Source organism: Streptomyces sp. NPDC048018, assembly GCF_043202995.1.
Classification (GTDB): domain Bacteria; phylum Actinomycetota; class Actinomycetes; order Streptomycetales; family Streptomycetaceae; genus Streptomyces.
Map to the genome: position 1 here is coordinate 12,945 of NZ_JBIDBK010000003.1, position 23,872 is coordinate 36,816.

Below are 23,872 nucleotides of genomic sequence, written 5' to 3' on the forward strand. Positions count from 1 at the left end.
CTCCGTGAGTGAGTGGTGGGTGAGGGGCCCGTGGGGCTGTCTCAGGCCCGATCGCCTCCGGCATCGCACGGGGCGATGCCGGAGGGATTGCGTGGTCAGGCGGTGTCTCTCGCGTCGCCGAGCGAGGCGACGAGGTCGGCGAGCATGGCGATGCGATGCGGGACGCTGGAGACGTCGAGCCATTCCTGGGGGCTGTGGTCGGCGCCTCCGACGGGTCCCAGACCGTCCAGGATGGGCACGCCCATGCCGGCGATCAGGTTGGCGTCGCCCACGCCCCCGGTGGCCGCGGCGCCGAGTGGGACACCGACTGCGGAGGCGGCCCGGCAGGCCTCTTCGAGCATGCGGCGCGAGGCCGGGGTGTCTTCCATCGGCGGGCACAGGTCGAGCTGTTCGACGAGGACCGTCGTGCCGGGTACGGCGGGATGGTCGGCGATCTCCTGGATGGCACGCGTGACGCGCTGTACGTCGGCTGTCGTGGCGGCTCTGACCTCGATGCGCAGTTCCGCCTCGGGGCACACGATGTTCGCCCTGGTTCCGGCGCGTACCACCCCGACGTTGACGGTGACGTCGTCCCAGTGCCCGTTGAGCGCTTGGATCTGGACGACGAGGTGTGCCGCGGTCAGGGCGGCGTTCGCTCCGCGTTCGGGCTCGATGCCGGCGTGGGCGGCGCGTCCCTCGACCGTGAGGCGGAAGTCGGCCACGCCCTTGCGGGCGATGACGAGGTCGCCGTTCTCCCTGGCGCATTCGAGGCCGAGCCCGTAGTGCATGCCGCGGGCGGTCTCCTCGATGAGTTCGCGGCTGGCGGGCGAGCCGATCTCCTCGTCCGGGGTGGCGAGGAGGACGAGCTCGTCATAGGCGTCGACGCCGTGGGCGTGGAGGAGCTCCAGAGCCGTGAGTCCGGCGAGAAGGCCACCCTTGTCGTCGCTGACTCCGGGGCCGTGGGCGATGGTTCCGCTCAGGCTGAAGGGTCGTGCGGCCGCGGTTCCCTCGTCGAAGACGGTGTCCATGTGGCCGGCGAGAAGGATCCGGCGACCGCCCGCGGACTCGGCGAGGGCGCCCTTCTTACGGGCGACCAGGGCATCTCCTGCCTGGAATCCCTGCCGGCCCGGGGGAAACGTGACGCGCTCGACGGCGAAGCCGATGCCGGTGAGCCGGTGCTGGACCCAGTCCGCGACGCGGTTGACTCCCTGGGGCGTGTACGAGCCGGAGTCGATGGAGACGAGCTGTTCGAGGTCGTGCAGGTAGCGAGCCTGGAGGGAGCGGGCGCCGTCGAGGAGTTCCGCGGAGAGCCGCCGACGCGGGGGCGCGCTCACAGGACCTTGGACAGGAAGGCGCGGGTGCGGTCCTGCTCCGGTTCGACGAGGACCTGACGCGGGTCGCCGGCCTCGACGACGATCCCCTCGTCCATGAAGACGGCGGTGTCACCGACTTCCCGGGCGAAGCCGATCTCGTGGGTCACGACGACCATGGTCATGCCGTCGTCGGCGAGCCGCCGCATGACGTCGAGGACGTCTCCGACCAGCTCGGGGTCGAGGGCGGAGGTCGGCTCGTCGAAGAGCATCAGCTTGGGCTTCATGGCCAGGGCACGGGCGATGGCGACGCGCTGCTGCTGTCCGCCCGACAGCTGTGCCGGGTAGTGGTGTGCCCGGTCGCCGAGGCCCACCTGCTGCAGGAGGAGATGCGCCTGCTCGCGGGCGTCGGCCCTGGAGACGGCGCCGACCTTCACCGGTGCTTCGGTGATGTTCTCCAGTGCCGTCATGTGCGGGAAGAGGTTGAAGCGCTGGAAGACCATGCCGATGTCCCGGCGGCGTTCGGCCACTTCCCGTTCGCGCAGTTCGTGGAGCTTGTTGCCGTGCTGGCGGTAGCCGACGAGCTGCCCGTCGACGGTGAGCTTGCCACCGTCGACCTTCTCCAGATGGTTGATGCAGCGCAGGAAGGTGGACTTGCCCGACCCGGAGGGTCCGAGGAGACAGCAGACCTGGCCCCGTTCGACCGTGAGGTCGATGCCCTTGAGGACTTCGAGCTTTCCGAAGTGCTTGCGTACGCCTTCGGCCCGCACCATCGACGTGCTCATCGGGCTTGCTCCTTGTTCTTCTTGCCCATCCCGGCGGCCAGGCCTCCGAGCATGCGCTGCAGCGGAGAGGCGTGCCCGGCACGGGCGGTACCGCGTCCGTAGCGCCGCTCGAGCCAGGCCTGCGGGATGCTGAGCAGGGTGACGAGGGCCAGGTACCACAGGCTCGCGACCACGAGCATCGGGATGACCTGGTAGTTCTGCGCGTAGACGTCCTGGATGTTCGACATCAGGTCGTGAGCGGAGATGACGGACACGAGGGCGGTCATCTTCAGCATGTTGATCGTCTCGTTGCCCATCGGCGGGATGATGACGCGCATCGCCTGGGGCAGGACGATCCTGCGCATGGTGAGGGCGGGGCGCATCCCCAGCGAGTGGGCGGCTTCGGCCTGTCCGGGGTCGACGGACTGGATGCCGGCGCGCACGATCTCCGAGGCGTACGCGGCCTCGTTGAGGCCGAGGGCGAGGAGGGCCGCGACGGCCGGGGTCAGCAGGGAGTTCGTCTCCGCCTGGAAGAAGGTGACGTCGGTGAAGGGGATGCCGACCTTCACGTACTTGTACAGGGCTGCCGCGTATCCCCAGAAGATGATCTGCACGAGCAGAGGGGTGCCGCGGAAGACCCAGACGAAGGCGGTCGCCAGGGCGTAGAGGACGGGGCTGGACGACAGCCGCATCACGGCGACGAGGGTGCCGAGGCCGAGGCCGAGGGCCATCGCCGCGGCGGTGAGCCAGAGGGTGGTGGCGAGGCCGTCGAAGATGAGGTCGGCGAAGAGGTAGTGGCCGACGACGTCCCAGTGCAGGTTGTCGTTCTTCGCCAGGGATCCGATGAGCCCGACGAGGGCCAGCAGTGAGGCCGCGGCGGCAAGCCACCGGCCGTAGTTGCGTACGGGTACGACGTCGAGCTCGTGGGCGCCCGGTCCGTGGACGGCGACGGGGCCCACGGGGGCCTTGGTGGCGGTCATTTCTAGTCCACCGCCGCGTTCTTGGTGGCTTCGCGCACCGCGATGGAGGCCACACCGTACTTGCTGTAGATGGCCGTGAGGGTGCCGTCGTCGATGAGTGCCTGGAGCGCCTTCTGGACGGCCGCGGTCAGCTCGGGCTGCTGCTTGCTGATCGCGATGCCGTTCGGCGAGGCGTTGTAGCCGCCGGGTGCGGCCGGGTCGTCGACGAGGTCGAAGGCCTTGCCGGCGTCGGCGGACTTGGCGACCCATCCGGCTGCGGGCTTGGTGAGGACCTGGGCGACGACCTTGCCGGACCTCAGGGCGAGCTGGGCGTCCGAGTCCTTGGGGAAGGTCTGGATCTCGATCTGGCCCTTGCCGGCGGCGCCGCAGGCCGTCTGGTGCTTCTTGAGCAGGTCGAGCTGGTTGGTCGCGGCCTGGACGGCGACCTTCTTCCCGCACAGGTCGTCCAGTGTGGTGATCTTGCCGGGGTTGCCGTCCGCGACGAGGATGCCGGAGCCGGACTGGGAGTAGTCGACGAAGTCGACGACCTGCTGGCGCTCCTTGTTGTCGGTGATGGCCGACATCGCGGCATCGAACTTGCCGGCCTGGATGGCCGGGACGATGCCGTCGAACTTCTGCGGTGTGAACGCGAAGGTGACGCCGAGCTTTCCGCCGAGCGCCTGACCCAGGTCGTAGTCCAGGCCGGTGAGAGCGGTCTCGCCTTCCTTCACGAACATCTCGAACGGCGGGTAGGGCACGTCGGTGGCCACTCGGACCGTGCCGGACGACTTGATCTTGTCCGGCAGCATGTCATGGAGGGCCTGGTCCTTCTTGATCTCCTCACCGGCGACGATGACCTTTCCGCCGGCGGCTGCGGCGGTGTCGTCACCGCCTCCGCAGGCGGAAAGCGTGGCGAGGGCCGTCGCCGCCAGGGCGGTGGCAACGACTCGGTGAGCAAGGCGAGCATTCATCGCGGTGGAACCTCTCAAGGGGGAACTCTGCCGACGGATTCAAGCCGTCGGCCGCACATCAGCGAAGTTACAGATCAATCCACTGGTTGACTAGATGTACCTCACGTTACGTTCACGTAACGCGGCCATGCGCCTGCCTCGGAGGGGCCCTGAAGTGCATGTTTCTCGAACGAGGTGCGGCAGGATCCAGGAAAGTCGCCGTACATCTTCCCGTCGGACGCAATGACTTGTAAGTTCCGCTACCAACCTCATCGGCTTTCGGTCACGTCAGATCCAGCCGATCCCTGAGGCACCCCCCTTCTTCCTCGAGGAGCCCTGATGGCGTCACGCCTCTCCCTCCGTTCCACCGCCGCAGCCGTTGCGCTGTTGTCGGTCGCACTCACGGTCACCGCCCAGCAGCCGGCCCAGGCCAACGCGAACAGGATCCGTCTCGGCAGCACCTCGGACGTCAGCCGCGCGTCCTGGAACGGGCCGGCCTTCACCATGAACGGCGCCGGAGCCGTCATCCCCGCCTCCATGGGCCGAGCCATCACCGACATCACCGGCGGCACGGGAACGATGGACGTGGTGGTCCTGGCGGGCTCGGCGCCGACGTCGGGGAGCGCCACGCCCGAGTGCGACACGGTGATGACCCTGACGGGCGTGAACTCCTGTACGACGTGGACGCTCACCGCCGCCACCGACGGCAACAACAGCCAGGTGAACAGCGATGTGCGCAACGCGGAGTTCGTCTACTTCGCCGGCGGCGACCAGTGCCGCTACGCGGCGTGGAAGGGCACCGCCCTCGAAGCGTCCGTCGAGTCGGTCGTCGCCAAGGGCGGAGGCTCGGGCGGCGGAAGCGCCGGCCATCACATCAACAGCCCCATCGTCTACGACGCCTGCAACGGGAGCGTGACCAGCGCCGAGGCCCTGGCCAATCCCTACGACCGCTACATCAGCTTCACCACCGGCATGTTCCAGTGGCCCAACTACGCGAGCGTCATCAACGACTCCCACTTCGTGACCCGCGACCGGATGGGACGCACCATGTCCTTCCTGGCCCGAGCGGTGAAGGACGGTCTCGCCCCGGGCGGCGCGGCGTGGGGCGTCGGCGTCGAGGAGGGCGGCGGCTCGCTCTACCTGGACCGCAACGGCATGGCCACCCAGTACGGCAAGGACGCCTACGTCGTCCTCGCCGACCACCAGCCCGAGCAGGCCGTGGACCGCAAGCCCCTGACGTACTCCGGATTCAAGATCTGGCGCCTGACGCCGGGCTCGACCTTCGACTTCAAGAACCGCCCCACCTGCGGCTACTACCTCCGCAGCGTGAACAACGGAGTCGCCGACCCCAACCTCTACACCGGCACCCCCCAGACGAACTGCGGCAGCCAGGGCGCCGGCACACTGGCGGAATCGGAACCGAACGACACCCGTGACACCGCCGACGATGCCACCACTCTGGCATCGCCCGGATCCCTCACGGGCAACACCAAGTCCACGACCGACCGCGACTACTTCAAGGTCAGCCTGAACTCCGGCCAGACCGCCTCCGTGAACTGCGCCGTCCCCAGCGCCTACGACGCGGATCTGTACTGGCTCGACTCCACGGGCAGCACCCTCGAGCGCTCGGTGAACAACGGCGCAGGCACCGACGAATCGCTCGCCTTCACCAGGACCGCGTCCGGCAGCGGCACCTACTACCTCGACCTCGAGGCCTACTCCGGCTCCGGAACCGCCTCCTACACCTGCACCGTGACGAAGAACTGACCCACCTGCCCCGCGGGCGGGCACCGCACCCACCTGCCCCGCGGGCGGGCACCGCTCCGCACCTCTCAAGGAGGCGACGTGGCCCTGGACAGCAGCCGGCTGTCCGGGGCCACGCCCCTGCGCCCGTGTCAGCGGGGATGCGCCAGGGTCCACAGGTCGAGGCGCGCGTCCAGCTCGTCCTCGGTGAGCAGCCCCCGGCGCCGCGCGAGCTCCCTCACCGGCAGGCCCGTGCCGAGGCTCTCCTGGGCAAGCTCGGTGGCACGCTGGTAGCCGACGACAGGATTGAGTGCGGTGGCGAGGCCCGCAGAGCCCTCGACCGTCTCGCGGAGGTGCCGCTCGTTCGCCTCGATGCCCTGCACGCACCGTTCGGCCAGCAGCCGGCCGGCGGCGTCGAGGCGGTTCAGGGCGTTGAGCAACAGGTGCACGATCAGCGGCTCGAAGGCGTTGAGCTGGAGCTGGCCCGCCTGGGCGGCGGCGCAGACGGACGCGTCGATGCCGACCACCTCGAAGCACACCTGGTTCACGGCCTCGGGAATGACGGGGTTGACCTTGCCGGGCATGATGCTCGAACCGGCCTGAAGGGCCGGCAGCCGGATCTCCCCCAGCCCCGCTCTGGGGCCGGAGCACAGCAGCCGGAGGTCGTTGCAGACCTTGGCGAGCCGGACCGCGTACTGCTTCAGCGCGCTGGAGAGCTGGATGAACCCGCCCATGCCCTGCGTACTCTCGATCCGGTCACGGGCCGGGCGGACGGGAAGACCCGTGAAGGCCGCCAAGTGCGGGATCACCGCCTGGGCGAATCCGGCCTCCGCGTTGAGCCCGGTACCGATGGCCGTCCCGCCGAGATTGACCTCGAGGAGCGCAGTCGAGGCCCGGGTGATCAGTTCGGCGTCGTCCCGGACGGTGAGGGCGAAGGTGTCGAACTCCTGCCCCAGGGTCATCGGCACCGCGTCCTGGAGCTGCGTCCTGCCGAGCTTGACCGTCTTCGCGAACGTGCCGCCGCGCTCCGAGAAGGCACCGGCGAGCACACTCATGCCGTCGAGAAGACGCCCGGCCGCCGTGTGCAGGGCAAGCTTGACCGCTGTCGGGAAGGCGTCGTTGGTGCTCTGCGAACGGTTGACGTCGTCGTTGGGGTGCAGGTGGCCGTAGGCGCCGCGCTCATGACCCAACAGCTCCAGCGCACGATTCGCGATGACCTCGTTGGCGTTCATGTTCGCCGACGTGCCGGCACCTCCCTGGAACACGTCCACGACGAACTGGTCATGGAGATGCCCCTCGCGGATCTCCTGACACGCCCTGATGACGGCGTCCGCACGCTCAGGGGCAAGGACGCCGAGATCCCGGTGCGCCGCCGCAGCGGCGGCCTTGACCACCGCAAGGGCCTCCACCAGCTCGGGATGCACCGAGAGGGCGACGCCCGTGAGGGGGAAGTTCTCGCGAGCACGCAAGGTGTGGATGCCGTAGTAGACGCGCTCCGGGACCAGACGGTCACCGATCAAGTCGTGCTCTGTGCGCTGTGAACTCACCCTCGCGCCCTTCGGTCGTCGCCGGAGGGCTCCCTGCCCCCCCGCCGGTACCAATCATTACATTCGATGGATGCAGTGCGCTAGATGGAATACACGTTACCGGGCGGGCTCGCGACGGCAATGACGGCTGGCGCCGGACGTGTGGGGGCGCGGGGGCGTTGGGGCGTCGGGCGGAGCCCGTACGGGTGAAGCTGCGGCTTCCCCCGGCAGCGACTGCCGTGGACGAAGGACAGGGGGCGAGCGGAACTCCATCCGGGCCGCCCCCGCGCAGGGCGGGTCAGCTCTCGACGTCGCCGTCGCCGGCCTCCACGCGCGGACCGGCTGGACGGTTGGCTCGAACAATCGCGGCGTTCAGCGCGGTGGCGAAGGCGCACCAGGCGGCGTAGGGCCACAGCGAGCGAGAGGCCACGGGGTCGTGGCGCGCGGTACGCCGGATGAGCTCGGCGTTGCTGAGGTCGAGAAGTGCGGTTCCGAGGAGTCCCGCGCGCGGACTTCGCATCCGGAAGAAGAGCCAGTTCCACCCGGCGTTCAGTCCGAGGTTGACCGCGAGGCTCCCGGCGAGCCGGTACCGCTGCAGACCGGACGTGCGGGCCAGCGCACGTCCGCCGGCGAACACCAGGGATGCGTACAGCGGGGTCCACACCGCTCCGAACGCCCAGGACGGGGGCTGCCACGACGGCTTGCGCAGCGACCGGTACCAGGACGTGTCGGGGTCGACGGCCACCGCCCCGGCCGTCGCGGCTGCGACCACGCCTGTCGCGGCCACCGTGAACCAGCGAATCTGTTCTCCCCTCGCAGGCGAGGAGCTCTTCGGAGTCATGATGCTCATGTGCAGGACCTTCCCCGTGAGCGCGGCTCACTCACCACCGTCGAAGGCCATACCTGCTCGCCTGCAGTTCCCCTCATGCGGCGCGGCGGCCGCGGATGGCCGGGGGCGGGAGGCCCGTGCGGCGGCTCACGGCGAGCTCGGCACCGTCGCTGCCTTGACCTGCTCAGCGCGCCGGGCCCGTGTCGGGCGACCAGGGCAATGCGCCGGACGGCCGGCCACCGGGCAGGCGCGTGACCGCACTCGTCCGGCCTATTTGTGCGGGGCTCCGCATCCAAGCAGTTTCGGGGACCCGAAAGAGGTGCGTAGCGACTCAAAACGGAGAAAGGAGCAGGCGATGGTCTCATCGGAGATGTTTCGGCCTGGCGCCGTCACCCCGGCCGCCGGTGTCTTCGTGTGCAACTGTCCCACGGGCCACCTGTGGCGGATCGATCTCGCCGGTCACGTCTTCCCTCCGCTGCCCCCCGGGTGCAGCGGTGCCGCGTGGAGCGCGGCGGCAGAGGCCTTCGCGCCTGCGGAACACGACGGCAACCTCCCCGCGGCCTGAACCGGCTTCAGGTGCGTGCAGGCACAGGGGACCTGTCGTACGGGAACTCACAGGGAGCAGAGAAATGATCATCAAGAAGCTGCACGAGGCGGGACTGCGGAGCGAGCACGCCTACATGGCCGCGTTGGGATCCATCGGCCTGTCCCTCGCCTCGTGGCTGGCGTCCAATCGACGCGAGGACCTGGAGCGGGCCGACCGCTGGGGCATCTTCGTGGGCGAATGGGCTCCGACCTTCTTCGGCTTGGGCCTGGCCCTCGCCAACTACGAGCGCGACGAGAGCGGAGCAGCGACTCCGCAACACTGAACCGCGCGATCAGGAAGGTTCCTCGAACGAGTACCGCCGAGAGGTCCCACCGCCGCGGGGGTGGGACCTCTCCCCAGGTCCGGGACCTAGTCGACGGTCCAGCTCCGTCGATGGCCAGGCGAGACCTGCCGGCGCCGACCGCGCACTGTTCCTGCAGCCCGACGTCGCCACGAAGGTGATCGCGGCCAGAGCTTCACAGGCACCGGTTCGGCGCCGGCCACCGCCCTGCGGTCGCCCTCCGTCGGCGGCACCACCCGCCGGCACAGCACCCGCCGGCGAGGAGTTCGTGCCCGGTCCGGACGCACAGCTCGCCCTCAGGTGCCGCGCGCCTTAGCCCATGGGAGTCGGCGCGTCCGGACGGTGCATCCGCCGTCCACGGGGCGGGGGAAACCGTCGCACCAGCACGTACACACGGCCTTGGAGGTCTCGTGCACATCATCATCGGAGCGATCGTCGTCGCCGTTCTCATCGGCGGGTTCATCCTGGGCGCCAGGCTGCGCAACGAAGAAGGTGCCCCGCCCTCCCCCACAGCCCATCCCCGGAGGCCGGCGACCGACCGGCCTCCCGGCGAGACGTCCGAATACCGACGCCACGCCGAGGTCCCCAGAACCGACCAGGCCCACCGCCTGCGCCCCTACCAGCTCGGGGCGGCCACGGTACCCCTGCCGGAGCCCCCGGAGGGCTAGGGAGACCGCAGGCCGCAACCGCGGTGCTCGGTGCGACGGCGTGTCGGTGGACCGGCGGGTCTGTCGGTGATTCATCAGCAATCTGTCGGTGGCCGCTGGAAGCGTGGAATCGAGCCGTCCAAGGGACAGCTGCGACCGCCTTCACGTGCAAGGAGCCCCGCCGCCATGTCGTCCACCGCGTCCCCGTCCTCCCACCGCGCCTGGAATGTCCGACGACCGCCGGAGGCCGATGGCCGCGTCATCCTGGTGACCGGCGGCAACGCCGGCATCGGGTACTTCATCGCCGAGCAGTTGTCGGCGACCGGAGCCATGGTCGTACTCGGCAGCCGGAGTCCCGCCAGGGCAGAGGTCGCCATGACCTCGATCCGGGCGCGCATCCCCGGTGCACGGCTGCGATCCGTGCGTCTGGACCTCGCCGACCTCACCTCGCTCGGAGCCGTGGTGGAATCTCTCAAGGTGGAGCGCCTTGACGCGGTGGTCCACAACGCCGGCGTCGCGCTCGACGACCCGCCGCGCCGGGAGACCGGCGCGGGTCACGAGTTCATGTTCGGCATCAACCACCTGGGGCACTTCGTCCTGACCCAGTGGCTGATGCCCTTGCTGTCGGCTGCGCCGTCGGCCCGCGTCGTGACCATGGGAAGCTTCGCCGCGAAGTCCGAGCGTCTCGACCTGGACGACCTGCAGTCCCGGAGGGACTACCGGCCCAAGCGCACCTACGGGCGCTCCAAACTCGCCCAGATGTACTTCGGCCTCGAACTCGATCGCCGCCTGCGCGCCGCCGACAGCACGGTGGCGAGCGTGGTGGTCCACCCCGGCGGCGCGCTGGACTCCCTCACCCCGTCGCGGCCGCCGGTACACACGCGAACCACCGGTGAACGGCTGAAGGCCGCACCGGCCGCCCTTCTCGTCCAGGGCAAGCACGCCGGCGCATGGTCCGCGGTCCGGGCGGTGCTCGACCCGGCTGTGCGTGGGGGCCAGCTCTGGGGCCCGCGCGTCTTCGGCCTGCGCGGCCGGCCCCGACCCGAAGCGATGTGGAGCCATCTGGAAGACCGCTCCGTCGCCGCAGGGCTGTGGGACGCAAGCTGTGATCTGACCGGCGCCGACCTCGGCATCATCTGAAGGGAGCCGCGGGACGCACCGGCGGCCCCTCTCCTGGTGTTCCGTGGCAGCGACCACCAGGGCGGCCCCTGCAGCGGTACCACGGTCCCCGAAGGCCCACACACCGGGAACTGCCCGTTTTCACGGCCATCGACGGCGAAGTAGGGGGCGGTTCGCATCATGCGTCAGGTACGGCCTGGTGGCCCCCAACGACTCGTTGGGGGCCACCAGGCTATGGCAGGGGTGACAGGAGTCGAACCTGCGGCATCCGGTTTTGGAGACCGGCGCTCTGGCCATCTGAGCTACACCCCTCTGCGGCCGCAAGCATGGCACCTGCCGCCTCGCACCCGCCACCGACTTTCCCTGCCGCCGGAGATCGGCACGGCCGGGCCATCAGGCCGGCAGCCTGTGGCTGATGTCAGCGGCGATCCGCTCGACCGGTCGCGGCATGTTTCACCGCGGACGCCGTGGTGGTCCCCCGTCCACGGTGCACACCGCGGACCGACGATCTTCTCGCCCTGCTCCTCCGAGGGGCCCGCGCTGTCTCAGCTCAGGGCGCCGTCGAGGAGCGCTTCGCCCAGCCGGGTCCTGTGGTGGAGCACCCGTACGCCGTCACGGTGCGACAGCAGCAGCCCTGCGTCACGGAGCACCGAGGCATGCCGACTCGCCGTGGAGGGGGCCAGTCGCAGTGCGGCGGCGAGGTCGCTGGTGGTCATGGGGCGGTCCAGCATCCGCAGCAGCTCGGCGCGGGAGGAGCCGATGAGCTGCGCCGCCGGGCCGGTCGGGGTGCCGCGTCGGCGCTCGAGCCAGCCGGGTGCGGGCGCGAGCGGATGGACGAGGACGGGCGGCAGCGAGTCGTTCACCAGGGCCAGCGGCGCCCGGACGCAGAAGAAGGCCGGCACCAGGGTCAGTGCCCTGCCGCGCAGCAGCAGCGAGCGGTCGACGGGATACGGGGCGCGCAGACGGCCCTGCCGGTACTGCCAGCCGGGCAGGTCGTCGTATCCCGTGAGCATGCCCTCGGCGCCGTGGGTGAGTGCCGCCTCGGCCCGCAGCGCCCGGTCGGACGCCGCCTGTGCCCGTATCGCCGGGAGGTACGGCTCGACGGCGACGCGGTAATAGGCGCGCAGCGACTGGCCGAGCCGGCGCAGCGCCCGGGGGCAGCCGTCGGCGAGCAGCCGCATCCCGTGCGGGGCCCGGCCGCGGGTGTGGGCGTGGAGTCGGGTCAGTTCGGCGAGGAGTTGTCGGCGGGGGGTGGTGAGCAGCCGGTCGAGGCCGGCGTCGATGTCGAGGTCGCCGCGCCCGGGGGTCAGGAAGTCGGGGAAGTAGGCGTCGTCGGGGCACAGGCGCATCAGGTCGCGGGCGGTCGGCAGCAGCCCGGTGCGCCGCAGTGCCGCGCCCACCTCGCGGCGCCAGGGTCCGAAGGTGAGGGGGGCGGTCCGGTTCTGGAGGAGATGGAGACTGAGTGCGGTCTCCCAGAGCGGGTCCACGCCGGCGGCCACGCGCAGCCGGACCAGGTCCTCGTTGCTGAAGTCCACCCGAAGCACTGTGCACCCCCAGCGAGTCAGGGGCGCCGGACGGCGCCGGTCCGGCAGTCTATGCGCGTTGAGCCTTTGGCGCAGGCATGTCATAAGACTGACGCCGGGCGTGCGTCGGCGGGACCGTCCGGGCTCCCCGCCCGGACGGTCCCGCCGACATGCATCGCCGAGGCTCGGCGGGCGGGTGCCGCGTCAGCAGAGCGGTACGCCGGGGAGCTGGGCGCTGGGGTGGTCGATGTAGATGTTGCTGATGAAACCGTTCTGGTCGCGGAGCCTGCTCCACCAGTTGTTGGTGTAGCCCTCCGCGTTGACGGTGTCGCCCTGCTTCTGGCAGAGCACCCACACGGCCGTCGGACCGCCCAGCGTCGTCACGACCGGCGCGGAAAGCCGCGCGTCCGCGCGCACGTTGATGCCGCTCCCCCAGGTGGTGAACGGCGAACCGCTGCCGCCGCAGGCGTTGTCGCTCGTCAGGTACGCCTGGTTGTAGCTGCCGGGGTAGGACAGCCCGACGCCGTTGATCACGATGTTCTGGCCCACACCGTTGTAGAGCTGCTCGTAGTGGATGTGCGCGCCGGAGGAGTTGCCGGTGCTGCCGGTGGTGCCGATCTGCTGGCCCTGGCCCACCCATGCGCCGCTCGCCACCGAGTACGCGGAGAGATGGAAGTAGTACGTCTGCCAGCCGCCGCCGTGGTCGATCACGACGTAGTTGCCGGCGCCGCTGGGCTGGGAGTGCCGGGTGGCCGTGCCCGCAGCCGAGGCGAGGACGGGCGTGCCCGCCGTCGCGCCGCCGTCGGCGCGGACGAAGTCGAGGGCGCGCCGGACTTCCGCCGAGTGGTGGCTGTAGGTCCACCGCTGGCCGCAGGGATACGGCGCCTTGAAGCCGGGTGCGGCCGTCGCCGCGCTCTCCCCGGCGTGCGCGGGGGAGGCCGAGAGACCGGCCAGCGCCAGCAGCGCGGCCGCGGCAAGGACCGGAAGACGTTTGAGGAACCTCACTGTTGCTCCTAGGTGGGGGGACGAGGCCGGGCGGCGACGCTCCGGACGGGGGCGCTGTGAGACGTCGGGAACGTAGCGGGAGGACGTGGCCCTGACAAGCGTGTGCCGGGCTCCTTCGACCAGGATCGAAACCGTTGCGCCGGGGCGCCGGACCTCCTCACGCTGGCGTCCGCGCACCAGATGTGTCCGACGGCCCGTCAGCCCCCCGCCCCACGTCTCCGAGGAGCCCTCGACCCGTGCCCCGGAATCACCGGCCCTGCGCACCGCGCCGGCGTGGTGCCATGCCGGCGCACGCCGCACTGCTCCTCCTCTTCGGCATCGTGCTCACACGGCGGGCCGTCATCCCACCGGGCTCCCGGCCCGCCGCGGAGGTGCCGGCCACAGGGAGAGCGGACGCCCGCACGATGCCCGACGTCCCCGGCGGCACGACGGAGGGCCTCTCCGTGCACGAACGGCAGAGCAGCGGGCTCGCCGAACTTCCCGGCCCCGAAGAGAAGTCCCGGCCTGTCTCCTTGGCGAAGCCGCTGCTCGCCTGCGACGTCTGCCGTCTTCGGGAACGGCGGCTCCGCCCCACTCCCTTGCGCCGACGGGTGCGCCTCGCCGCCGTGCTGCGCAGCAGCAGCGACGACGCCGCGGCCGGCGCACGCCCACTCCCCCGACCGGCCGGGCGCAGCCCCGCCCTGCGGGCACCCGGGTCGGCACCTGGGAATCGGCGTACGCATCCGGTCCACCGGAGACCGGCTCCACCCGTCTGGCCACCCTGCCAACCGGAGTCGCGGTCATCGTGCACTGCGCCGAAGCAAGGGCACGCGCGTCACCGTGACCCCGTAGGACAACGGCTGGTTGGGCCTGGCGGCCGCAACATCGCGGCTGGATCACCCAGATCTGTATGAGCTACCCCGGCGACAACACCCTGACCGACATCGCCGACTACCCCTGACCGCACCCCGCGCACCACCCCGCCCCCCCACGACCCTAAGGAGTCGCACCATGCGCCGCACCGACAGACCGCGCTCCGGCCGCCGCCTGGCCGTAGCCGCCGTCTTGCTGACCACCCTGTCCGCCTTCGCCCTCGGCCCGGGCCCGGCCGCCGCGCAGGATCCGGCGGCGAACCGCGCGCCGGGGCCGGTGGCCTGGCGGGCCGACCTCACGGCCGGCTCGGACGAGGTCAACATCATCCGCGCCGGCGGCTCCCTGCGGCTGCGCGACGGCCGTCTGCGGCCCGCCTCGGCCCGTGCCGGCCGAGGCCAAGGCAGCACCGTGCTGCCCACCCGGGTGCTCGACCGGGCCGTGAACCGGATCACGGTCGACCTCGACGCCACCACTCCCACGGGCACCGGGACGGCGGTCGACCTTCGCGGACGCGACGGCCTCGGAGGCTGGACGGAGTGGCGCGAGGCGCGCGCCGGCGAACCCGCCGTGCTGCCTCGGGCCGTCACCGAGGTCCAGGTCCGCCTCACCCTCATCGGCGCACCGGCGGGCGCCACCCCGGAGATCCGCGGCCTGGGCCTGAGCGCGCACCTCGGCGCGCCCGCCGCCGATGCCGGGGCGACCGGCACGGCCGGCGTGGCCGCCGCCGCGCCGTTCTCGGCCCGGGTCTTCGCCACCCGTGAGGGCCTGGTCGGCGGGACCACCGCCAACGGCCATGTGATCGTCCCCAACGACCACTTCGTCGCACTTCCGTCACGGCGCGGGCTGTCCCCCAAGGGCAGCACCGAGTACTCCGTGCACGTCTGCGGCCCGGCCCGGTGCGAGACCGCGCCGGTCTGGGACGTCGGCCCCTGGAACACCCACGACGACCACTGGAATCCCTCCTCCGTCCGGGAGACCTTCAAGGACCTTCCCCAGGGCAAGCCGGAGGCGCAGGCGGCCTACGAGAACGGCTACAACGGCGGGCGGGACGAATTCGGCCGCCGGGTGCTGAACCCGGCGGGCATCGACCTGGCCGACGGCACCTTCTACAACATCGGCCTCGACGACAACGGCTGGGTCACCGTCACCTATCTGTGGACCGGCGACGCCACCAGCCGCTCCTTCCCGACCTGGGGCACCGGCGTCAACATCCGCAAGCAGGCCACATCCGCGTCCGCCCAGGTCGCTCAGCTCGCCGGCCCCACCACCGTGCGCGTCCAGTGCCAGGTCCACGGTCAGCTCGTACAGATCGACGGCTACAGCAACGACGCCTGGTCCTACCTGCCGGACTACGGCGGCTATGTCTCCAACATCTACATCGACGTCCCCGAAGGCTGGCTCCCCGGCGTCCCGACCTGCTGAACCGACGCCGGGGGTGACGGGTCGCCCGTGACCAAGGAACGAGCCGCCCCCTGTCGTTCGACGGGCATCCTCGTACGGGGCACTGCGATCTCACCGGGCGCCGGTGGGGTGAACCGGTCGAGGATGCCGAGCTCACAGTCCGTGTGGCACACCCCTCGCGCCCTCCTGGCCGTCCGCCGTACGCCGACGGGCGACGGGCGCGACGTCAACGAGCCCGGTGTGACGGCCGTCCGCCCGGGCCACGTGCGCGGGCCGCAGGCGCCGCACAGGGGCTCGTCCGGTCGAACAGGGCGGGCCCGCGCGTCACCTGCCGTAGAGGAACGCCCGTGCAGGTATGAAGACTTCGTGCCCCGTCGGGAAGCGGACCCGTACGCCCTCGCTCGTCCACTCGGTCGACTCCACCCCCCGCTGCCCGAGGGCGGCGTCGACATCGATCCAGTGCCCGTAGGAAGGATTGGGCTGCCTGCCCACGAAGAGCCGGAAGGTCTCGCTGCCCGACAACGTGCTGCGGCGAACCAGGGCCAGGTGGTGCGGCGCCTCGTCCGGATAGATCAGCGAAGACGGGGCGGCACTGCGGTAGGTCACCTCTTCCTGCGGCCACCGCAGAGCGGTGACCAAGCAGCCGGTCAGCACGACGCCACACACGAATCCCCACAGGACCGGCCCCAGCCGGCGCGGGCGGCGGAGGCGTTTCTGCGATGAGTTCGGGACGGCTGCGGTCATGCGGACGAAAACCTCCGGAATCGATGCGGCTCGGAAGCGGCCGGGAGAGTCGGCATCCGAAGGGACGCGAGAACACGAACAGAGGTTGCCGGGCTCACGCCACGATCATGCAGCGAGCATGTGTCAGTCACGCCAGCTCTGGACGCAGAGGAGAGAAACCTTGCGGCAGCAGCAGACCTCGAGGTCCCCGTACGCGAAAGACCGCGACTCGTCCCAGCATTCCTGGCCCGGCTCCAGGGGCGTTGACGACGGGCGACGCGGGACTGGCCGCCGTTCGAGCCGGGGGAACGGCTACGCCTCTGTCCCGCGTGTCATCACGTAGGTGTTCCCGATGTCGGGATCACCGTAGAAGAAGAACAGCTTCAGCCCATTGCGCTGATCGCGGTCCACGTGGAAGATCCAGGAGTACGTCGACGGCGGCTCCTGAGCCGAGGGGTCAGCCCCCGTCACCGGCAAGCGCCGCTCGACTCGTGTACGGGTCGTCAGCGCGAGCCGGACGACCTGACCGTCGTCGTCGGTGAGTTGCCAGGTGCCCGAACCGGAGAGCCGCCAGCCGTCATCGAAGTCGAAGTCCTGCCCGTCGAGCCTTACGACGAGAGCCGATCCGTCTTTACGAAGCACCACATGGGTCCCCCCGACGTTCTCCCAGCCATCAGCGACTTCGGTCGCCGTGGTGTCGTGGACCCCTGTTCCCTCGTAGTACTGATAGGGGCCGGCGCACGCCGTCAGGGCGCCCGACATCATCAGCACGACACCGAGCGCCGCACCCCGCACACGCAGCCTGCGTCCGTCCGTCACCAGGACCTCCCGCCCTCGGCCCGCATCGGCCAAGCGATAGGAGTGGCCGCGGGGAGAACCCTGCCAGACTAATTGAACGCGTTCAAGTCTACGGCTGGGCAGGTGCCGCGCACCCAGGCCATCGCACTGGCGCGCTGGGGCAACCACCGCGGTCCTGAAGCACACAGCGAGGCGTTCTCGGCTCCGCGACGCCCTGCCGCCCTCCGAGGCGGTATGGCCGCGAGGATGACTGACCACCGGTTTCTTCGAGTCGCTTCCTTCCGCCGGGCGCGATTGATGACCCGGTTCGCGGGTATGCGGGCGTGGAGCGGAAGACATGGGCCGCTCGATCAGGGCCCCGCGGCCTCCCCCGTCCGCGAGGGCCCGGGCAGGTGGAGACCGGCCCGCACGCGCGGTGCGTGCGGGCCGGTCCGCTGCCCGGCTCCGGACTTCGCCCGGGTAGGGACTCGGTGTCCCCCATCGCGAAGTCGCTCGGCACCCCTCATCCGCCCTCACACGTGACCTGCGGCGAGCTGCCGGCTGGAGCTGACTCCACGCTCCACTGGTGCGCGCCGCCAGTCGTCCGAGGCCGGCGTCGCGACCGGCGCGTGGCAGGGGGTCTGGGCTGTCGAGATCTGGGCAGACGGCGGACATGACAACAGACAGTGACAAGGGACTTCACCGGGACGCGGTCAGGGACGGACGGAACGAGACCGAAGCCGAACGGGCGGACCGCAGATGGACGGAACTGCTCCAGGAACTGCGGGTCGCCCAGACGGGCATGCAGATCCTCTTCGGGTTCCTGCTCGCAGTGGTCTTCCAACCCCGCTTCAAGGAACTGAACGACGTCGATCAGACGATTTTCGTCGTCACCGTCGCCTTCGGCGCGGCCGCGGTCGGCGCACTCGTGGGCCCGGTGTCGCTGCACCGGCTGGTCTCCGGCAAGGGACTCAAGCCCCAGACGGTCGTCCTCGCCTCCCGAATGACACTCACCTCGCTGGTCCTTCAGTTCTGCACCATCGTGATGGTCTTCCTGCTCATCCTGCGCGTCGCACTGCACGACACTCTGGCGTTCTGGCTGGCCACCGGTATCGGCCTGTGGATAGCCACGTGGTGGTTCGCCATCCCCCTGTGGGCGCGGCACCGCGCCCGTGGCATATCCCCACACTGAGCGGACGGAACGGCGCGGCAGATCGCTCGTCACCCGAGGCGGAGGCATGGGCGCCTCGGGGTCGTGGATCGGAGCTCGCGAATCGGGGCTCGGCAGTCCCGCGCTCCGGCACCTGCAGCCCGGTGTACGCGGACTGCTCGCGCCGTCGTCGAGCGCGCCGCCTTGGTCCCGGCGCTCCGGTGACACCCCCGGCCGGGGCGAGCCGTGGCCGAGCGGAGGAGGGGAGCGGGACCGCTACCCGATCGATGGATGGTGCCGGCCCTGCGAGCAGGGGGGCTTGTACGTGACGCGAAGCAGTTCTGCTCGCTTTTCGTCAGCCGGTCACGGGGCAGTTGCCAGAGCTTTCTAGACCCACCGTTCGTCGAGGAAGATCGCCCTGCTGCCTCCCACGGCTCGACGCAGTTCGACGAGGCCTGCCACGTCCGCGATGACTGACGGCGCATCGGACCATCGCAGCGGGGTGTCCGGGACACCGTCGCGGGTGTAGTGCGGCAGCTCGCCGTCGCCGTCGAAGGCGTGGAGCGAAGGCGGTCCGCCGCCGAACCATGCGGGACGGTGCTGCTCCGCCCACGCGGCCGCCGCGTCGACACGATCCATATGCGCGAGCAGGTGCTCGGGAGCCGGACCGCAGGTGAACTGCACCAGGAAGCCCGAAGCGTCGACTGCCCACCAATCCCAGCTGAGTCCCGGTCGAGGGTGGCGCAGGATCGTCGTCATGTCGCCACCGTATCGAGGCCGGGCACCACTCATGAATACGGGCCACGGGAATATGCTGCCGACGGTAGTGGCCGTCACGGGTCGGGGGGCCGCCGGTCCCCCTACGCGTTCTGGACTGCCCGTCACCGGCCTCATTCCGGCCCGGGTCGGCACTTGAGCACCCCACCATCGTGGACGGCCTCACCGGCAGGGCGACGCCTTCGCCACAGGTGGCCGGGAACGCTGCACCCTGACGTCACGCACCAGGCGAGACTTCGAGCGATGTCTGCGACGCAACAGCGCCGACCTGCGGGTCCCTCTGGCCGCCCGCGCGGCCAGGGCTCACCTCGACGTGGCCTTCTTTCCCCTTCCCGGACGGCAACGCCCGCCTCGCCATTCTCGGCCGCGCCTATGTCCCGGGCCGGACTGAGTGCCCCTCCACACCCGGCGGAGCCCGTTGATGCGCCCGCCGACCGCCGCCCCAGATGGCGCCTCGGGTCACGCACCGCCTTGATCACGGCCGGCTTGGTGTTCCCGCTGCTCGTGCTCGTCGGCTGGACAGGGCGTCGGATCGATGGGCGCGAAGCGTGGTACGGCGTGCCGGCGGAGGCGGCCGTGGTGCCCGAGCGACGCACGGGCCTCCTGGAACGGGTCAGCGGACGCGGCGGATGCGGATCGGACCCCGGGCTTTCCCCGGCGGGATCGGGCGGCCTCCCTGGGTGATCTCGACTTCGCCCTGCTCCACGAGATGGCGGGCGGCGAGACGGGCCGGATCCATGAGGGCTCGCCAGCCGTCGTCGTCCCCTTCGTATGCGGCGCGCGCAGCGTCCGAGGGGCAGATCGACGCATCGGGGGCGCGGCGCTCCAGGAGCTCGAGGATCGTCCGCTCCAGGCGCCGGACCGTCTGCTGCCTGCCTTCCGTCACCTTTCCAGTCTGCACGACCGAGGACCTTCCCACTCGGTCCGTGATTTTTCGAGCGCATCGTCCTCCGTCGTCGCGCCGAACCGGATGGATCGTCCTAATCTGCGCGTATGACGCAGCTGGACTTCGCAGACGACGCCGACTTCGCCGACGCCGACCGTGGCTTCGTCGCCTCGCTGGGCGAGGTGCGGATCACCAGGGCCGACGGTCACCTGGTGTGGGACGCGGGCGCCTACGCGTTCATGGAGGGCGAGTGCCCCGACACGGCGCACCCGAGCCTGTGGCGCCAGGGGCAGCTCGTCGGTCGCCACGGCCTGTACGAGGTGACCGAGGGCATCTACCAGGTCCGCGGGCTCGACCTGTCGAACATGACCCTGGTCGAGGGTGACAGCGGGGTGATCGTCATCGACCCGCTGATCTCGATGGAGACGGCCGCGGCGGCCCTCGCGCTGTACCGCGAGCACCGGGGTGACCGCCCCGTGACCGGCATGATCTACACGCACTCCCACGGCGACCACTTCGGTGGCAGCCGGGCGATCGTCCCGCGCGGCGCGGAGGACCGCGTCCCGATCTACGCCCCGGTCGGCTTCATGGAGCACGCGGTCAGCGAGAACGTCTACGCGGGAAACGCGATGACCCGCCGTTCCGTGTTCATGTACGGCAGCGACCTGGAGAAGGGGCCGGCCGGACAGATCGGCTGCGGCCTCGGGGCCACGACCTCGAACGGCACCATCAGTCTCGTGCCGCCCACGGTGGACATCACCCGGACGGGCCAGAAGGAGGTCATCGACGGCGTCGAGATCGTCTTCCAGCTCACCCCCGGCACCGAGGCACCCTCGGAGATGAACTTCTTCTTTCCCCGGCACCGGGCCCTGTGCATGGCCGAGAACGCCACTCACACCCTGCACAACATCCAGACCCTGCGCGGCGCGCTGGTCCGTGACGCCCGCGTCTGGGCGCGCTACCTGACCGAGGCCGAGGAACTGTTCGCCGGTGAGGCCGACGTCCTCTTCGCCTCCCACCACTGGCCGACGTGGGGGCGCGAGGCCATCGCCGAGTTCCTCGGCGTCCAGCGCGACCTCTACACCTATCTGCACGACCAGACCCTGCGGCTCCTCAACGACGGCCTGACCGGCGACGAGATCGCCGAGGAGCTCGCCCTTCCCCCCGCTCTGGAGCGGGCCTGGTCCGCGCGTGGCTACTACGGCTCGGTCAGCCACAACGTCAAGGCCGTCTACCACCGCTACATGGGATGGTTCGACGGCAACCCGGCCCACCTGTGGGAGCACACGCCTGTCGAGCAGGCCCGCCGGTTCACCGCCGACTACGGCGGTATCGAGGCCATCACCGCCAAGGGCGAGGAGTACGCGGCTGCCGGCGATCTGCGCTTCGCCGCGACGCTCCTGAATCACGCCGTGTTCGCCCGGCCGGACCACGCTCCGGCCCGCGAGGCCCTCGCCACGGTCTACGACCGGCTCGGTCACGGGGCGGAGAACGGCACCTGGCGAAACTTCTACCTGACCGCGGCCAAGGAACTGCGCGGCACGGGCGCGTCGGTCGCCATCGACATGACCAACCCCGAGATGGCCATGGCCCTGTCGGTCGACCAGCTCGCCGACTCGCTCGCCATCCGCGTCAACGGCCCCCGCGCCTGGGACGTTCGCCTGACCCTGGACTGGAAGGTCACCGACCAGGGCAGGGTCTGGCGTCTCACCCTCTCCAACGGTGCCCTCACCTATCGCACGCGCGACCTCGACGCCCCGACCGGCCGGCCGGCCGACCTGACGCTGACCCTCACCAAAGCGCAGCTGCCGGCCCTGCTGGGCGGGCAGGGTCTCGACGGGGTCGACGTCGACGGCGACCCGAGCGTGCTGACCAGGCTCGTGTCCGTACTGGACACTCCTGACCCCGAGTTCGCCATCGTCACCCCGTGACACCGCGTCCCGGCCATGGGGACCGCGCCCCTCCTCGCGGGCGGGAGTGCGGGGGTCAGCCGCCGTGCAGACCCCACTCGTCGAGGCCGCTGCAGACACGGGCTTCGAGAGCCCCCGGGGCGTCCATGGCAACGGCCTCGCCGCGATACACGGCGATCAGCGAGTCCTCCCCCCGCCACCAGGTGTCGTGCGGCCCCGCACTCCGGGTACCGGCTCGCGCCCTTCAAGGTCCAGGGCGTCGACGGCCTGGCCGGTGATCCTCGTGACCGTTCCGGCCCAGCGCCGGGCGTGGCCGTCCAGTGCCCGTGACTCCACCCAGACCTCGGTGGTGGCGTGCAGGGGCGCCCACCGGTATCCCGAACTCGCCTCCGGTGCCGATCACGGTACTGCCTCCGTCCTCGGCGGTATTACCGAAGACGTGCATGGGGGTGCTCACCAGACCCCTGGGCGCTCCAGAAGGTTCTCCGAGCCGACGAGCACGAGGCGGAAGCGCTGGTTCGGCCCGCCGTGGCAGCTGTGCTGAATGATCGGGACGCCGTCCTCTGGGCTGTTCCAGACATCCAGCACCTTGCCGGCGAAGGTTCCGATCTCGAACAACTCCTGCCCAAGGGACCGCAGGGTGAACCGCTGGTTCGGCCCGCCGTGCCGGCTGTTCTGTACGATCCGAGCGCCGTCCTCGGTACTGGCGTCGAAGACCTCCAGGCACTTCCCGGCGAAGGTTCCGATCTCGAACAGCCCCTGCCCGAGGGGCTGCAGGGTGAGCTGCTGGTTCGGCCCGCCGTGGCAGCTGTGCTGAATGATCGGGACGCCGTCCTCGGGGCTGTTCCATACGTCCAGCACCTTGTCGGCGAACGTCCAGATGTGGAACGGGCCCAAGGGGCCCTGGCCGACCTGCCGTAGGGCCCGGGAGAGGTCGGCGGCAGTCGCGTACCGCTGGGCGGGGTCCTTGTGGAGCAGCCTCAGCACGAGACTGTCCCAGGCGGGTGGAATGCCCGCGGCCAGCGAGCTGGGCGGGAGCGGTTCCTGGGTGAGGTGCGCGGAGAGGTGGCCCAGGGCGTCCGGCGCCTGGAAGGGGAGCCGTCCCGTGATCAGTTCGTAGAGGAGGCACCCCAGGGCATACAGGTCGCTGCCGGGCTCCGGGAGACCGCGTGCCTGTTCGGGCGCCATGTAGGCGGGTGAACCGACGATGAGGCCGGTCGCGGTGAGTCGGTCCACCGTCGGCAGGGGGCCGGCCGCCCTGGCGATGCCGAAGTCAAGGACCTTCACCGTGCCGGACGGCGTGACGAAGATGTTGGACGGCTTGATGTCCCGGTGCAAGATCCCGGCGTCGTGCGCTTCCGTGAGTGCCTCGCAAATCTGCGCGCCCCACCGGGCAGCGTCCGGCAGGGCAACGGCTCCCCTGCCCAGCATGGAGTCCAGGCCCTCGCCGCGGACGATCTCCATCACCAGGAACGGGGCCCGTTCGTCCCCCGTACCGGTCTCGCCCAGGTCGTGGACGGTCACGATGTTGGGGTGCTGCAGACGGGCCGTGATCCTCGCCTCGCGCAGGAACCGGCGGCGCGCCTGATCGCCCCGGCTCCCGCCGCCGGCGAGCCTGGAGATCACCTTCACGGCGACGGGCCGACCCAGCGTCTCGTCGCGTGCCTCCCACACCTGCCCCATTCCGCCCTCACCGAGCGGTCGCAGCAGCCGGTAGCGGTCCCCCAAGAGCTGGTCCTGCACTGTCGGGCCTCCCCCGTTGCAGACGTTCACGTCCTACGTGCTCGCGGGCTGACGCTCCGCGAGAACGATCGGCGCGACCGCACCCCGTCGGCTGGGCGCCGGCGCCGAGAGCCGCTACGAGGGCTCGCGCCCTGCGGGGCGTCGCCGGTGCGCCGGCCAATCGACGAGATCTCCTCAGTGCGTACACCCGTAGGCTAGTTGAGGAGGCCATGCGCTTGCTCGCGGGCCGCGTGCACGACGCACGTCCGTATCCACGTTTCGCCTCACCCCTGAGGGCACAGCGCGTCCTGACGGGAGGGCTCCGCGTTCGCCGCGGCCTTCCGTGTTCGAGCGGCTCACCGGCAACGGAGGTCCGGGGCAAGACCGGTCGGCCTGCCGGAACGGCGTACGGCGAGGGGGCCGTTGGGCCATA

Annotated in this window: 19 protein-coding genes, 1 tRNA gene and 1 pseudogene; 7 read left to right on the top strand and 14 right to left on the bottom strand. The window is 70.5% G+C overall.

The window, feature by feature from the left end:
• Nucleotides 1-95: 95 nt before the first annotated feature.
• From ACGF1Z_RS11490 to ACGF1Z_RS11505, 4 genes are read right to left on the bottom strand one after another with little or no spacing between them, the layout of a single operon-like run.
• Nucleotides 96-1,313 carry a M20 family metallopeptidase gene (locus ACGF1Z_RS11490; RefSeq protein WP_393002521.1) on the bottom strand — a complete coding sequence of 406 codons (1,218 nt, stop codon included), beginning with the start codon at nucleotides 1,311-1,313 and terminating at the stop codon, nucleotides 96-98.
• Nucleotides 1,310-2,074, bottom strand: coding sequence for an amino acid ABC transporter ATP-binding protein (locus ACGF1Z_RS11495; protein WP_393002523.1), 765 nt, complete (start codon nucleotides 2,072-2,074; stop codon nucleotides 1,310-1,312). The genes ACGF1Z_RS11490 and ACGF1Z_RS11495 overlap by 4 nt, the downstream gene beginning before the upstream one ends.
• On the bottom strand, nucleotides 2,071-3,033 hold the full coding sequence (locus tag ACGF1Z_RS11500; protein ID WP_393002525.1) for an amino acid ABC transporter permease: 963 nt from the start codon (nucleotides 3,031-3,033) through the stop codon (nucleotides 2,071-2,073). The genes ACGF1Z_RS11495 and ACGF1Z_RS11500 overlap by 4 nt, the downstream gene beginning before the upstream one ends.
• Nucleotides 3,034-3,035: 2 nt before the next feature.
• Complete coding sequence (locus ACGF1Z_RS11505; protein ID WP_393002527.1) at nucleotides 3,036-3,983, bottom strand: ABC transporter substrate-binding protein; 948 nt, start codon at nucleotides 3,981-3,983, stop codon at nucleotides 3,036-3,038.
• A 318-nt stretch (nucleotides 3,984-4,301) separates the two neighbouring features.
• On the opposite strand from ACGF1Z_RS11505, the gene ACGF1Z_RS11510 reads away from it, so the two are divergent.
• Complete coding sequence (locus ACGF1Z_RS11510) at nucleotides 4,302-5,729, top strand: pre-peptidase C-terminal domain-containing protein (protein ID WP_393002529.1); 1,428 nt, start codon at nucleotides 4,302-4,304, stop codon at nucleotides 5,727-5,729.
• A 128-nt stretch (nucleotides 5,730-5,857) separates the two neighbouring features.
• On the opposite strand, the gene ACGF1Z_RS11515 is transcribed toward ACGF1Z_RS11510, so the two are convergent.
• Both ACGF1Z_RS11515 and ACGF1Z_RS11520 read right to left on the bottom strand, forming a co-directional pair.
• Nucleotides 5,858-7,252 carry an aspartate ammonia-lyase gene (locus tag ACGF1Z_RS11515; protein ID WP_393002531.1) on the bottom strand — a complete coding sequence of 465 codons (1,395 nt, stop codon included), beginning with the start codon at nucleotides 7,250-7,252 and terminating at the stop codon, nucleotides 5,858-5,860.
• 277 nt (nucleotides 7,253-7,529) lie between these two features.
• The gene (locus ACGF1Z_RS11520; RefSeq protein WP_393002533.1) at nucleotides 7,530-8,081 is read right to left on the bottom strand and encodes a TspO/MBR family protein; all 552 of its coding nucleotides are present in this window, start codon (nucleotides 8,079-8,081) and stop codon (nucleotides 7,530-7,532) included.
• A 608-nt stretch (nucleotides 8,082-8,689) separates the two neighbouring features.
• Here ACGF1Z_RS11520 and ACGF1Z_RS11525 point away from each other — a divergent pair.
• The 3 genes and pseudogenes from ACGF1Z_RS11525 to ACGF1Z_RS11535 all read left to right on the top strand — a co-directional run bounded on the left by ACGF1Z_RS11525 (nucleotide 8,690) and on the right by ACGF1Z_RS11535 (nucleotide 10,734).
• Nucleotides 8,690-8,929 carry a hypothetical protein gene (locus tag ACGF1Z_RS11525; RefSeq protein ID WP_393002535.1) on the top strand — a complete coding sequence of 80 codons (240 nt, stop codon included), beginning with the start codon at nucleotides 8,690-8,692 and terminating at the stop codon, nucleotides 8,927-8,929.
• Nucleotides 8,930-9,345: 416 nt separating this feature from the next.
• Nucleotides 9,346-9,615, top strand: a pseudogene (locus ACGF1Z_RS11530) (DUF6479 family protein); the annotation flags it as partial.
• A 165-nt stretch (nucleotides 9,616-9,780) separates the two neighbouring features.
• A complete protein-coding gene (locus ACGF1Z_RS11535; protein ID WP_393002537.1) occupies nucleotides 9,781-10,734 on the top strand; it encodes an SDR family NAD(P)-dependent oxidoreductase in 954 nt (317 codons plus the stop codon).
• A 214-nt stretch (nucleotides 10,735-10,948) separates the two neighbouring features.
• On the opposite strand, the gene ACGF1Z_RS11540 is transcribed toward ACGF1Z_RS11535, so the two are convergent.
• From ACGF1Z_RS11540 to ACGF1Z_RS11550, 3 genes are all read right to left on the bottom strand, one after another.
• Nucleotides 10,949-11,025 (bottom strand) — tRNA-Trp (locus tag ACGF1Z_RS11540).
• Between the two features lie 233 nt (nucleotides 11,026-11,258).
• Complete coding sequence (locus ACGF1Z_RS11545; protein ID WP_393002539.1) at nucleotides 11,259-12,248, bottom strand: ArsR/SmtB family transcription factor; 990 nt, start codon at nucleotides 12,246-12,248, stop codon at nucleotides 11,259-11,261.
• Nucleotides 12,249-12,440: 192 nt separating this feature from the next.
• Nucleotides 12,441-13,241 (bottom strand): peptidoglycan DD-metalloendopeptidase family protein, encoded by an 801-nt coding sequence (locus ACGF1Z_RS11550; protein ID WP_393002541.1) that lies wholly within the window; start codon nucleotides 13,239-13,241, stop codon nucleotides 12,441-12,443.
• Between the two features lie 990 nt (nucleotides 13,242-14,231).
• On the opposite strand from ACGF1Z_RS11550, the gene ACGF1Z_RS11555 reads away from it, so the two are divergent.
• On the top strand, nucleotides 14,232-15,515 hold the full coding sequence (locus ACGF1Z_RS11555) for a hypothetical protein (protein ID WP_393002543.1): 1,284 nt from the start codon (nucleotides 14,232-14,234) through the stop codon (nucleotides 15,513-15,515).
• A gap of 303 nt (nucleotides 15,516-15,818) precedes the next feature.
• Here ACGF1Z_RS11555 and ACGF1Z_RS11560 read toward each other — a convergent pair whose 3' ends face one another.
• Nucleotides 15,819-16,238, bottom strand: a complete 420-nt coding sequence (locus ACGF1Z_RS11560; RefSeq protein WP_393002545.1) for a hypothetical protein — start codon at nucleotides 16,236-16,238, stop codon at nucleotides 15,819-15,821.
• A 291-nt stretch (nucleotides 16,239-16,529) separates the two neighbouring features.
• Nucleotides 16,530-17,036, bottom strand: coding sequence for a hypothetical protein (locus ACGF1Z_RS11565; RefSeq protein ID WP_393002547.1), 507 nt, complete (start codon nucleotides 17,034-17,036; stop codon nucleotides 16,530-16,532).
• Between the two features lie 631 nt (nucleotides 17,037-17,667).
• Between ACGF1Z_RS11565 and ACGF1Z_RS11570 the strand changes: the two genes are divergently transcribed.
• Entirely contained in the window at nucleotides 17,668-18,186 is a 519-nt protein-coding gene (locus ACGF1Z_RS11570; protein WP_393002549.1) for a DUF6328 family protein, read from the top strand.
• A 345-nt stretch (nucleotides 18,187-18,531) separates the two neighbouring features.
• Here ACGF1Z_RS11570 and ACGF1Z_RS11575 read toward each other — a convergent pair whose 3' ends face one another.
• A complete protein-coding gene (locus tag ACGF1Z_RS11575) occupies nucleotides 18,532-18,903 on the bottom strand; it encodes a hypothetical protein (RefSeq protein ID WP_393002551.1) in 372 nt (123 codons plus the stop codon).
• Between the two features lie 631 nt (nucleotides 18,904-19,534).
• Entirely contained in the window at nucleotides 19,535-19,822 is a 288-nt protein-coding gene (locus ACGF1Z_RS11580) for a DUF3253 domain-containing protein (RefSeq protein WP_393002553.1), read from the bottom strand.
• Between the two features lie 92 nt (nucleotides 19,823-19,914).
• On the opposite strand from ACGF1Z_RS11580, the gene ACGF1Z_RS11585 reads away from it, so the two are divergent.
• Complete coding sequence (locus ACGF1Z_RS11585; protein WP_393002555.1) at nucleotides 19,915-21,738, top strand: alkyl/aryl-sulfatase; 1,824 nt, start codon at nucleotides 19,915-19,917, stop codon at nucleotides 21,736-21,738.
• Between the two features lie 432 nt (nucleotides 21,739-22,170).
• Here ACGF1Z_RS11585 and ACGF1Z_RS11590 read toward each other — a convergent pair whose 3' ends face one another.
• Entirely contained in the window at nucleotides 22,171-23,460 is a 1,290-nt protein-coding gene (locus tag ACGF1Z_RS11590) for a serine/threonine protein kinase (protein WP_393002557.1), read from the bottom strand.
• Nucleotides 23,461-23,872: the final 412 nt, after the last annotated feature.

What these genes read in the sequence shown, in the direction of transcription:
- ACGF1Z_RS11575 (WP_393002551.1), bottom strand. Translation starts at nt 18,903, where the DNA reads ATGACGACGATCCTGCGCCACCCTCGACCGGGACTCAGCTGGGATTGG.
- ACGF1Z_RS11585 (WP_393002555.1), top strand. Translation starts at nt 19,915, where the DNA reads ATGACGCAGCTGGACTTCGCAGACGACGCCGACTTCGCCGACGCCGAC.
- ACGF1Z_RS11495 (WP_393002523.1), bottom strand. Translation starts at nt 2,074, where the DNA reads ATGAGCACGTCGATGGTGCGGGCCGAAGGCGTACGCAAGCACTTCGGA.
- ACGF1Z_RS11555 (WP_393002543.1), top strand. Translation starts at nt 14,232, where the DNA reads ATGCGCCGCACCGACAGACCGCGCTCCGGCCGCCGCCTGGCCGTAGCC.
- ACGF1Z_RS11535 (WP_393002537.1), top strand. Translation starts at nt 9,781, where the DNA reads ATGTCGTCCACCGCGTCCCCGTCCTCCCACCGCGCCTGGAATGTCCGA.
- ACGF1Z_RS11505 (WP_393002527.1), bottom strand. Translation starts at nt 3,983, where the DNA reads ATGAATGCTCGCCTTGCTCACCGAGTCGTTGCCACCGCCCTGGCGGCG.
- ACGF1Z_RS11560 (WP_393002545.1), bottom strand. Translation starts at nt 16,238, where the DNA reads ATGACCGCAGCCGTCCCGAACTCATCGCAGAAACGCCTCCGCCGCCCG.
- ACGF1Z_RS11510 (WP_393002529.1), top strand. Translation starts at nt 4,302, where the DNA reads ATGGCGTCACGCCTCTCCCTCCGTTCCACCGCCGCAGCCGTTGCGCTG.
- ACGF1Z_RS11500 (WP_393002525.1), bottom strand. Translation starts at nt 3,033, where the DNA reads ATGACCGCCACCAAGGCCCCCGTGGGCCCCGTCGCCGTCCACGGACCG.
- ACGF1Z_RS11520 (WP_393002533.1), bottom strand. Translation starts at nt 8,081, where the DNA reads ATGAGCATCATGACTCCGAAGAGCTCCTCGCCTGCGAGGGGAGAACAG.
- ACGF1Z_RS11525 (WP_393002535.1), top strand. Translation starts at nt 8,690, where the DNA reads ATGATCATCAAGAAGCTGCACGAGGCGGGACTGCGGAGCGAGCACGCC.
- ACGF1Z_RS11570 (WP_393002549.1), top strand. Translation starts at nt 17,668, where the DNA reads ATGACAACAGACAGTGACAAGGGACTTCACCGGGACGCGGTCAGGGAC.